We start from the raw sequence: 10,049 nt of genomic DNA on the forward strand, positions 1-10,049 counted from the left end.
GTATTGCGATCGGGTCTAGTATTAATACTATTTAGTCGATCTTTGCCAGCAGAATTACCACTTTGAGGAGATGAAATAGTCATGTTTGGTCTGAATAGATATAAAAAAATAAAGGTAATCGAAGCGATTTGGTAGATGAATGACAAATCGGGAACTATAAGGCTCCACCGCTAGGCATAATGATGAGTTCTTCGACTACGGCACCAGCCGGAGCGAACACGGCGTAGAGGATGCCTTGGGCGACCATTTCGGGGGTGAGCATGGCAGATCGATCGAAATCGGCTTGCACTGTGTCTGTGTCCCAAAGCGGCGTATTCACAGAGCCAGGACAAATTGCACTCACGCGGATGCCATTTGCACGTTCTTCTCCAGCAATGGCTTGGGTAAGTGCCATCAAACCAAATTTACTGACCGAATAAGCACCCCAATTCGGAAATACCTGTTTGCTGGCGATCGAAGAAATGTTCACAATTATCCCAGATTGACGTTGGCGCATATACGGCAAAATTCCGTGGATGCACTGGAACACACTGGTCAAATTCAAGTCCATGATTCGCTGCCAATCAGCCAAGGGCATATCTCCCATCGCTCCGGTATAAGCCATCCCCGCATTATTAATGAGGATATCTAAATTGTCAAAGTCTGCGGCGATTGCGGCAATTTTGGTTGAGACTCGATCGATTTGAGATAAATCTACCACATATGTTTTGGCTGTTACGCCCACATCTGCTACCGATCTTGCTACTGCTGCTAATTTTTCCGGAGAACGTCCGACTAATGCTAGATTTATCCCCGCTTTTGCCAAAGCTAGCGCGGTGGCTTTGCCAATGCCACTACTCGCGCCTGTAATTAATGCCGTTCGATTCGTTGTTGCGATCGGATTCATCTAGTCCCGGATATTACTCGGATTGCGAGCAATATGTAAATTTTTATTACGAATTTATTATAACATCGATTTTAATGTTAAGTGCGAACGGCGATTCTCCAAAGGAGAGGCTCCGCCAACGACAGTCGGCTCCAGGCTCAGGATGATGAGAATAATTTAGATCCCCTGTCTTAAAAAGGTGCTTTATTTGGGGAGACAAGCGACGTTTGTGGGGGAAGCTTCCCCCACAAAGCTCGCGCCCCAAGACCGCACTTTTCGCTATTCCCTATCCCCTTCAATAAATACTCCTATCTGTCGGAATTTATCATATCGAAGCGATCGCAGCTCGTTTGGCGGGAGTAATTGGAGCTGTTGTAAATTTTTGAGAATCGCATCTTTGAGTACTTCGGCGGCGCGAACCGAGTCGGCATGTGCGCCGCCGATCGGTTCTGGTAAAATTTGGTCGAGAATGCCCAACCCTTTCAAATCTTTGGCGGTAATTTTCAACACCTCCGCAGCTTGAGGAGCCTTCCCGGCATCCTTCCACAAAATTGAGGCACAAGCTTCGGGACTGGCGACATAATAAACGGCATGTTCAAACATCATCAGTCGATCGCCGACCCCGATCCCTAACGCTCCACCAGAGCCACCTTCACCGATGACCGTACAAATAATCGGCACTTCTAACCGAAACATCTCTCGGAGATTATACGCGATCGCTTCACCCTGCCCTAATTCTTCTGCTTCTAAGCCCGCCCAAGCTCCAGGCGTATCGATAAACGTAATAATCGGCATTTTAAAGCGATTGGCATGTTCCATCAGCCGCATTGCCTTGCGGTAGCCGCCTGGAGCCGCCATCCCAAAGTTGCGCGCGACATTATCTTTGGTATCGCGTCCTTTTTGATGCCCCAATAGCACCACCGGAATTCCGGCTAATTTACCCACGCCGCCAACTAACGCCGGATCGTCTTTACCCCGACGATCTCCATGTAGCTCAATCCACTCATCGCAAATTGCTTGAATATAGTCGAGCGTACTGGGACGACGGGGATGACGAGCTAGCTGTAACCGTTGCGCTGGTGTGAGACTGCTAAAAATTTCATCGCGCAGTTGCACGTATTTAGTCTCCAATTGCAAAATCTGACTGGAGATATCGACGCTACTTTCTTCAGCAAGTTCGCGAATTCGATCGATCCGTTCTTGCAATTGAGCTAACGGTTTTTCAAATTCTAATAAAAAGGGCTTCTTTCCAGTGCCAGCCATTTAGGGGATAGGGGATAGGGGATAGGGGTTAGAGAGTGGATGGGTGGATGGGTGGATGGGCAATGGGTAAAAAGACGCTTGCGTCCCCTATTCCCTATTCCCTATCCCCTATCCCCTATCCGCCGACGAAGGATAAGAGGGGACGAAAACCGTGCTTGAGGGAGGCTTGACCGATTTGTTCCATTTTCTCGATCGTGATTTGATTGCGTCCCCAAGAGAAATTGGTGTGTAATTTTTCAAACTCTAACAGCATGGCTTCGGCAAAACAGGCGAACAGTTGCCGAGCGGGGGCATCCATATTGACAATGTTCATGATTTTCCAATCGATGTCGAGGGAATGCTCGACAATACCACCATTCATCACGTACACGCCAGGAGCTTGAATTTTAGTCCCCAGGTTTTTGGGATAACCACCATCGATTAGCAAACAAGGCTGTTTGAGACTGGCGACATCGATTTCGACACCTTTGGGCATACTTGCTACCCAGACGACGATATCTGCTTGGGGTAACGCGTCTTCTAGGCTGAGGATTTTGCCATATCCTAGTTCGGCTTGGAGGTTTTGCAGGCGTTCTTGGTTGCGAGCTACCAATAGTAAATCGGAGATTTGCGCGCGGCTGCCCATCCACCGACATACTGCACTACCAATATCGCCAGTTGCACCCACCACGGCGACTGTCGCCTTTTTTAAATCGATGCCGAGTTTGGCAGCACCTTCTTCGACCTGCCGACAGATAATATAAGCGGTATGGGTGTTTCCAGTTGTAAACCTGTCGAAGTCTAGTTCGATATTTCGGACTTGTTTATTTTGGTGGAGATCGAATTCTTCAAAAATAATCGAAGAGAATCCACCGAGAGCGGTAATTTGAATGCCCTGCTTTTGTGCGTGTGCCATTGCATTAAGAATTTTGCGGATGGCAGCTTTGATGCGTCGGGTTGCTAACATTTCTGGCAAGAAACACGATTCGACGTAGTAGCCTTCAATCTGTTGTCCGGTAATACTTGTGACTTTGATGTGGTCTACTGTTTGCGGTGGAGCACTGCACCAGAAGTCCAGCCCTTGGTCGGCATATTCTGGAAAGCCTAAGTCTTTAGCGACGGCTTGGGCATGTTCTAAGCTGGTAAGGTGACCGATAAGACCAAACATGAAGATTTTACTAGTTGTGCCTGTTGAGCGGGTAGGAGTGTCAACGGTGTTGACAATTGACAGTTGCGCTGATGCATGTTTGCGCTAGATCTATCCAGACAGCGCGGTGTTGTCTGGAGGCTGTCTCCGCTTACAACTTTGTCTGGGCTGTCGATCGATAAATTGCATGACAGGAAATTAACCTTCTAAATATTTGTTGAATGACATTAAGATTTTAAAGTTCCTTTTACACAATAGTACAAAATCGGGACGAGGGATCGCTTATTGCGGTAAGTTACTCTTTAGGTTTTAGGGGAGCGGGGAAAGAAAATAGGAACGCTCCCCACACATCCCACACTCCCCACACCTCCCACACTCCCCTATGATTCGGCTGCGTCAAGTCAACTGGACACCTTATTTATTTCTGGCACCTGCATTGCTAGTGCTGGGGATAACGGTTTTTTTACCTGCGTTGCAGGCTTTTTATCTGAGCTTTACCAATTACGATCCGATCGCGGGTACGGCAAATTGGCAAGGTTGGACTAATTTCGATCGACTGTTTAAAGATGAGGTGTTTTGGCATACAATTAGAAACACAGTGATTTACCTCTGTGGGGTCGTACCAATTTTGACGATCGCACCACTACTATTGGCAATTTTGGTGAACCAAAAGCTCAAAGGGATGAGTTTTTTTAGGGCGGCGTACTATGTTCCGGTCATTATTTCGATGGTAGTTGCGGGCATCGCCTGGAAGTTTATTTATGCCGAAAATGGTTTGTTCAACCAAATTTTGAGTGTCGTGGGCATTCCACCCGTTCCCTGGCTGACTAGTCCGGGTTTGGCGTTATTGAGTGTGATGGTAGTGACGATTTGGAAGGGACTGGGCTATTACATGACGATTTATTTAGCAGGGTTGCAATCGATTCCAGCGGATTTATATGAAGCGGCGGCCATTGATGGTTCCGATCGCTATACCAAGCATTGGGATATTACGATTCCGTTGATGCGTCCGTATTTACTATTGGTAGGTGTGATTAGTGCGATCGCGGCCACCAAAATATTTGAAGAAGTCTATGTTATGACTCAAGGCGGCCCCCGTAATAGTTCTAAAACTGTAGTTTATTACTTGTACCAGCAAGGTTTTGGCTCTAGCAATCCCGATTTGAGTTATGCCTGTACGATCGGACTAATGCTATTTCTTATTGTTTTTGTTCTGTCCATTATCAATCTCAAAATTTCTCAAAATAATGTCAACGTACCCTAGTAATGTATCTAGAAATAAGCGCAAATGTTCGTTGTACAATTGTGGCACGATCGATTATCAAACTGCTTGGATCTGGCAAAAATCCCTGCAAAAAGAACGGACGATCGATCTGGATCGATCTGATGCTTTGGTAATTCTCGAACATCCACCCGTGTATACACTCGGCACTGATGCCAGTCTGGATTTTGTAAAGTTCGACCATCTGCAAACCGAATATGAATTATATCGCGTCGAGCGCGGTGGTGAAGTTACCTATCATTGTCCGGGACAAATTATTGCTTATCCAATTCTCAATTTACGCTATTATAAACAAGATTTACACTGGTATTTAAGACAGCTAGAAGAAGTCGTCTTGCGAGTTTTAGCATTACATAATCTCGCAGGTGAAAGAATTGATGGTTTTACAGGTATCTGGCTCGAAGGTCGGAAAGTTGCCGCGATCGGAATTAAGGTTAGTAGATGGATTACCATGCACGGTTTTGCACTGAATGTTTGCCCCGATTTGAGTGGCTTCGATCGGATTGTACCTTGTGGAATAGCCGATCGATCTGTAGGTAGTATGGCGGAGTTTATACCGAATATTAATCCCACATTAGTTCGCGAACAAATTATCGATGTATTTAGCGAGGTGTTTGGGCTGGAAATGTCAGATGGGCGGGAAGCTCCGAGTAGTCGTCTCGATCGATCTTGAGACGGGGAGACGGGGAGACGGGGAGTGTTGGAGGTTTTGTCTATATTTCCTTTTCCCTTTAACCTAAAGCCTAAAACCTAAGCCCCAAAGCCGCCGCCACCGGGGGTTTCAATGATGAATATATCTCCAAGCTCCATGTGGACTTGGGCTTTACCGCCCAGGATTTCGATCGTGCCATCGTGACGCTCGATCGAATTATGCCCAATTTTGCCTGGTGCGCCGCCTTGTAAGCCGAAGGGGGCGATCGATCGATGTCCAGATAAAATGGCTGCTGTCATGGGTTCGCGAAATTGAATCTTTCTAATTACCCCGTTACCGCCCCGAAATTTGCCCGCACCGCCGCTATTGGGACGAATGGCAAATTTAGCTACCAACACGGGAAACCGCCATTCTAATACTTCTGGATCGGTCGATCGAGAGTTGGTCATGTGTGTTTGGACGGCATCGGTACCGTTAAAATTATTACCAGCACCAGAACCGCCACAGATTGTCTCGTAATATTGGTAAAAATCGTTGCCAAAGGTGAAATTATTCATCGTGCCTTGGGCCGCTGAGAGTACCCCTAGCGCGCCGTAGATGGCGTTGGCGATCGCTTGGGATGTTTCGACATTTCCGGCGACTACGGCGGCTGGATAGCGCGGATCGAGCAGGCTGCCAGCCGGAATGATAATTTCTAGAGGTTCGAGACAGCCAGCGTTGAGGGGAATATCGTCATCGATTAGCGTCCGAAATACATAGAGGACGACGGCTTTGCAGATGGCGAGGGGGGCGTTTAGGTTGGTTGTTGGGGTGAGGTACCTGTAAAATCGATTCGGGCAGAACGCTGGGTTCGATCGATGGTAATGTTAACGCAGATTTCGGTGCCATCATCCATGATGTAGGTATAGCTGCCGTCTTGCAATACGGAGATCGCTCGTCGGACTGATTCGGCGGCATTATTCCGAACGTGCTGCATGTATGTTTGAACGGTGGCTAATCCATAATGTTCGATCGTCCGGTGTAATTCTCGCACGCCGCGCTCGTTGGCGGCGATTTGGGCTTGGAGATCGGCTAAATTTTGGGCGGGATTGCGGACGGGATAATTGCCAGATCCTAATATTTCCAGTAATTCTGACTCGCGAAAATGTCCGCGATCGACTAATTTAAAGTTATCTAATAAAATGCCCTCTTCGTCGATATGGGTGCTATTCGGGGGCATCTCGGCACGCTGATAAACGGGGGTTTGGTGCCAGTCGCCATGAGTATATACCGGAACGGTAGCGACAGGCAGACATGGAGTAGTTCGGTGTGCTGTTAGGACTGGCTCGGCGATCGCATTTGCATGTCCAATCGCTTCTACAGGCACAGATTCAACTATTAGAGCCTTGTCTAACATTGTAAAACTATATCGTTGCAGATATGCCAAATCGAACCTCGATCGCATCTGTTCTACACTTCCAAATTCGATCGTCAAGGTAGAATCGGTACCTTCATAACGCAGATGCGCCTTATAGACTACTTCTAGGCGATCTTCGCTCGTTCCTTGCGCGATAATTTCCGCTTGCGATGCGATCGTTAATGCGGCTAAAATTTGCTCTAAATTCGGCAGCGTCTCCTCGGTTAAAAGTGCTTCTACCGCCCGCTCTTTCAGCACCCGCACATCTGCCAACCCGATGCCATAAGCCGATAATACGCCTGCATAAGGATGGATAAAAATCTGGCTCATTCCTAATGATTCGGCAATCGCACAAGCATGTTGCCCCCCTGCGCCTACAAAACAGCACAGCGTATACTCGCTGGCATCGTAGCCGCGCTGTACCGAAATTTTGGCGATCGCTTTTGCCATCTTATCGATCGCAATTGCTACAAAGCCCGTCGTCAATTGGGCAAACTTAGAGCGGACGATTTCCAAATCGATCGGTAAATTGCCCTCAGTACCAAATACCTGCGGAAAAAAAGCTGGCTGAATTTTACCCACCAACACATTACAATCGGTTACAGTCAGCAAGCCGCCATCAGATTTCATGAATTCTAACTTAGTTGCATCCGCGCTAATCCCAGCTAATGCAGCAGCCACGCCATCGACATAACGACGTAAAATTGGTGATAAATAAGCATCCACAACCGTGGTATCGCCGCCATTGACGAGCTTCATCCGCTACCCAACCTACTATTTGTCGATCGGTGCGAACTTTTCTATGCTACCTTGCGAATAATTATTCATTTTTATCTCTTTAATTGTTTTCCCCAGGCGTTTGTAAAGCACATCTTTTTCATCTAAGCCTGCGGTTTGTTTTCGCATCCCCACGATAATTAGCTTGCGTTGAATTGAATTTCCGATCTCATTTCGCTGACAACTGCCAGTTTTAAATTGTCCTAAGTTAACAACTGGATATTCCTTAACATCAAACAATGGCTTGACAATTTGAGATTGAATCGTTCTCGCTCGATTTAGAGCGCGGGATTCTTCTTCTGCGGTAGTACCTTCACATGATGCCATCCCCAGCGCGATAATTCGGTTGGGATTTTCCATAATATCAAAGATATTTTGGTTCTTGGCACCTTTATCTTTTTGCTCTAACTTAGCTTTAAGTACGGAAATCGGAATTGATTCGGTTTTACCATTTAGTCTGACTTCTGTATCGGAGCCTAATTGCCATTCATATTCATCACTGAGAATTGCCATGTTAACTTCTGCCGATCCACCCTGACTATCTGTAACTGGCAAGAATGGGTAGTAAGTAACACTCCCAATTTTTTCAGGTGTCTGGTATTGCAGTGGACGAGGACAGAGCTGATTGTATCCACCTAAGAAATTACACTCAATTTGCTCTCGATTGGTATATGCTACCAATCCAGTCGAGATTACGGCTAAAATTGCCGTACCGAAGATCGCTTTCAATCGCCAATTATTTACAGGCGGAGATTCTAATGCTTTAATAATACAAGAGATCGACTGGTGGCGATCTTGCACTTCATTCATTAACATCCGATCGATTGCGGTTGCTAATTTTTCGTCAATTTCTCGTTCTTGGCTGGCTAATTCTTGTCGCCAAAGCCATTTATTACTCATGAAATCATACAATCGATCGGGAGTAATATCGGTGAGTAAATGAATGCAAGTAGCACCTAAAGCATAAATATCGCTGGCTGGATAAGCGACACCAGCACGAATCTGTTCTGGCGGTGCATAACCCATCGTCCCGCCTGTAGTTCCGCGCGACATTACCGTACTATTGAGATGTTTGGACATGCCAAAATCAATCAATACTAACTCGCCAGTATTTCGCCGCATAATATTCTCCGGCTTAATATCGCGATGAATTACCCCGCGATCGTGAACGAATTTAAGAATTGGTAATAAATCGTCTAATAACTGATGAATTTTTTCTTCTGAATAGGCACCATTTTTATCTAATTCTTTGAGAAGATTTTGTCCATCGATAAATTCTTGAATTAAATAAAATCTGCGCTCTTGTTCTAAGTACGCAAACAATTGCGGAATTTGATTAGAGTCAGCACCCAGCCTGTCTAATTGTGCCCCTTCGCGTTGAAATAGCTCGATCGATTTTTCAAAGGCTTCAACATCGTCTAGTACCTGAGGTGAGGGGAAAAACTGTTTGACAACACAGCGTTTTTCTTCTGGCATATCTGTATCGATTGCCAAAAAGTTTCGACTCATGCCGCCACTATCGAGAAAGCTAATCGCTCGATAGCGATCTTTCAAGAGTAATTTGCTACCACAAGCTTTGCAAATTTTTTCCTCGGAATGATTTTGCGGTTGAGGACAATTGGGGTTGAGACAATAGCTCATGACTGTGATGTATGACGGACGATGCACTAGCTGAATTTTAGCTTAACGCTACACGATAGGATCGCCTCTAGAGCTGGCAATCGATCGATAAATAGGCAATTTCACTCAGTCTTTAGCAAATCGAGTGGGAACTTACTCCCAAACACGAGATAATATATCTAGAAACCGTATATTTATTATCGACCGATCGCTGTTTATCCATAACCGCCATATGCCCCAAATTACATCCCTGTTCGATTGGTTTGCCGATCGTCAAAAAACTAGTCCCAGCATTCAGCAACAACAGGAGCGGGAAATTGCCGATGGGCTATGGACGAAGTGTGAAGAATGTAACGCGATCGCTTACACCAAAGATCTTACCGCCAATCAGATGGTTTGCCTAGAATGCGGACATCACAAACGCGTATCCTGTCACGAACGGATCGAGCAACTGATCGATGCCGATACCTGGATGCCATTAGACGAACATCTGCAACCCACCGATCCCCTAAAGTTTAAAGATCTCAAAGCCTATAGCGACAAATTGCGAGCCACTCAGCACAAAACCGGATTGACAGATGCCGTACTAACTGGTAGTGGTAAAATTGAAGGATCGCCCTTGGCATTAGGGGTAATGGATTTTCAATTTATGGGTGGAAGTATGGGTTCTGTCGTTGGCGAAAAACTCGCCCGCGCAATTGAATATGCTACCAAAAATTGTCTGCCAGTCGCGATCGTTTGTGCCTCTGGTGGTGCCAGAATGCAAGAGGGAATGCTCAGTCTGATGCAAATGGCTAAAATCTCTGGCGCACTAGAACGTCACCGCGAAGCCCGATTGCTGTATCTGCCGATTTTGACAAATCCAACTACAGGCGGTGTCATTGCCAGTTTTGCCATGTTAGGAGACATTATTCTCGCCGAACCCAAAGCCACAATCGGCTTTGCTGGTAGACGAGTCATCGAACAAACCCTGCGCGAAAAACTACCCGACGATTTCCAAACCTCTGAATATTCGCTCCAAAAGGGTTTCGTTGACAAAATCGTTCCCCGCACCCAACTCAAGCAGAC

Annotated in this window: 7 protein-coding genes and 1 pseudogene; 3 read left to right on the plus strand and 5 right to left on the minus strand. The window is 46.3% G+C overall.

All coding sequences use genetic code 11. The features are described 5' to 3' along the window. Positions 1-154: 154 nt before the first annotated feature. The 3 genes from RMO79_RS20325 to RMO79_RS20335 form a co-directional block, all read right to left on the minus strand. Positions 155-886 (minus strand): SDR family oxidoreductase, encoded by a 732-nt coding sequence (locus tag RMO79_RS20325; RefSeq protein ID WP_310485089.1) that lies wholly within the window; start codon positions 884-886, stop codon positions 155-157. A gap of 258 nt (positions 887-1,144) precedes the next feature. Then, positions 1,145-2,128 (minus strand): acetyl-CoA carboxylase carboxyltransferase subunit alpha, encoded by a 984-nt coding sequence (locus RMO79_RS20330; protein ID WP_310485090.1) that lies wholly within the window; start codon positions 2,126-2,128, stop codon positions 1,145-1,147. Positions 2,129-2,243: 115 nt separating this feature from the next. Beyond that, the gene (locus RMO79_RS20335) at positions 2,244-3,275 is read right to left on the minus strand and encodes a long-chain acyl-[acyl-carrier-protein] reductase (protein ID WP_310485091.1); all 1,032 of its coding nucleotides are present in this window, start codon (positions 3,273-3,275) and stop codon (positions 2,244-2,246) included. A 361-nt stretch (positions 3,276-3,636) separates the two neighbouring features. Here RMO79_RS20335 and RMO79_RS20340 point away from each other — a divergent pair, with 361 nt between their 5' ends. Beyond that, entirely contained in the window at positions 3,637-4,518 is an 882-nt protein-coding gene (locus tag RMO79_RS20340; protein WP_310485092.1) for a sugar ABC transporter permease, read from the plus strand. Continuing rightward, positions 4,502-5,209: a lipoyl(octanoyl) transferase LipB gene (lipB, locus tag RMO79_RS20345; RefSeq protein WP_310485093.1), complete on the plus strand. Its 708-nt coding sequence runs from the start codon at positions 4,502-4,504 to the stop codon at positions 5,207-5,209. Before RMO79_RS20340 ends, lipB begins: the two co-directional genes overlap by 17 nt. Positions 5,210-5,286: 77 nt before the next feature. Here lipB and RMO79_RS20350 read toward each other — a convergent pair. Both RMO79_RS20350 and RMO79_RS20355 read right to left on the minus strand, forming a co-directional pair. After that, a pseudogene (locus tag RMO79_RS20350) lies at positions 5,287-7,271 on the minus strand (hydantoinase B/oxoprolinase family protein); the annotation flags it as partial. An 87-nt stretch (positions 7,272-7,358) separates the two neighbouring features. After that, complete coding sequence (locus RMO79_RS20355) at positions 7,359-9,002, minus strand: serine/threonine-protein kinase (RefSeq protein WP_310485094.1); 1,644 nt, start codon at positions 9,000-9,002, stop codon at positions 7,359-7,361. A 211-nt stretch (positions 9,003-9,213) separates the two neighbouring features. Here RMO79_RS20355 and accD point away from each other — a divergent pair. Next, positions 9,214-10,049, plus strand: an 836-nt coding sequence (gene accD / locus RMO79_RS20360; RefSeq protein ID WP_310485095.1) for an acetyl-CoA carboxylase, carboxyltransferase subunit beta, incomplete at its 3' end; no start/stop codon positions are given.

Origin of the sequence: Chamaesiphon sp. VAR_48_metabat_403, assembly GCF_031422475.1 — a bacterium.
Lineage (GTDB): Bacteria > Cyanobacteriota > Cyanobacteriia > Cyanobacteriales > Chamaesiphonaceae > Chamaesiphon.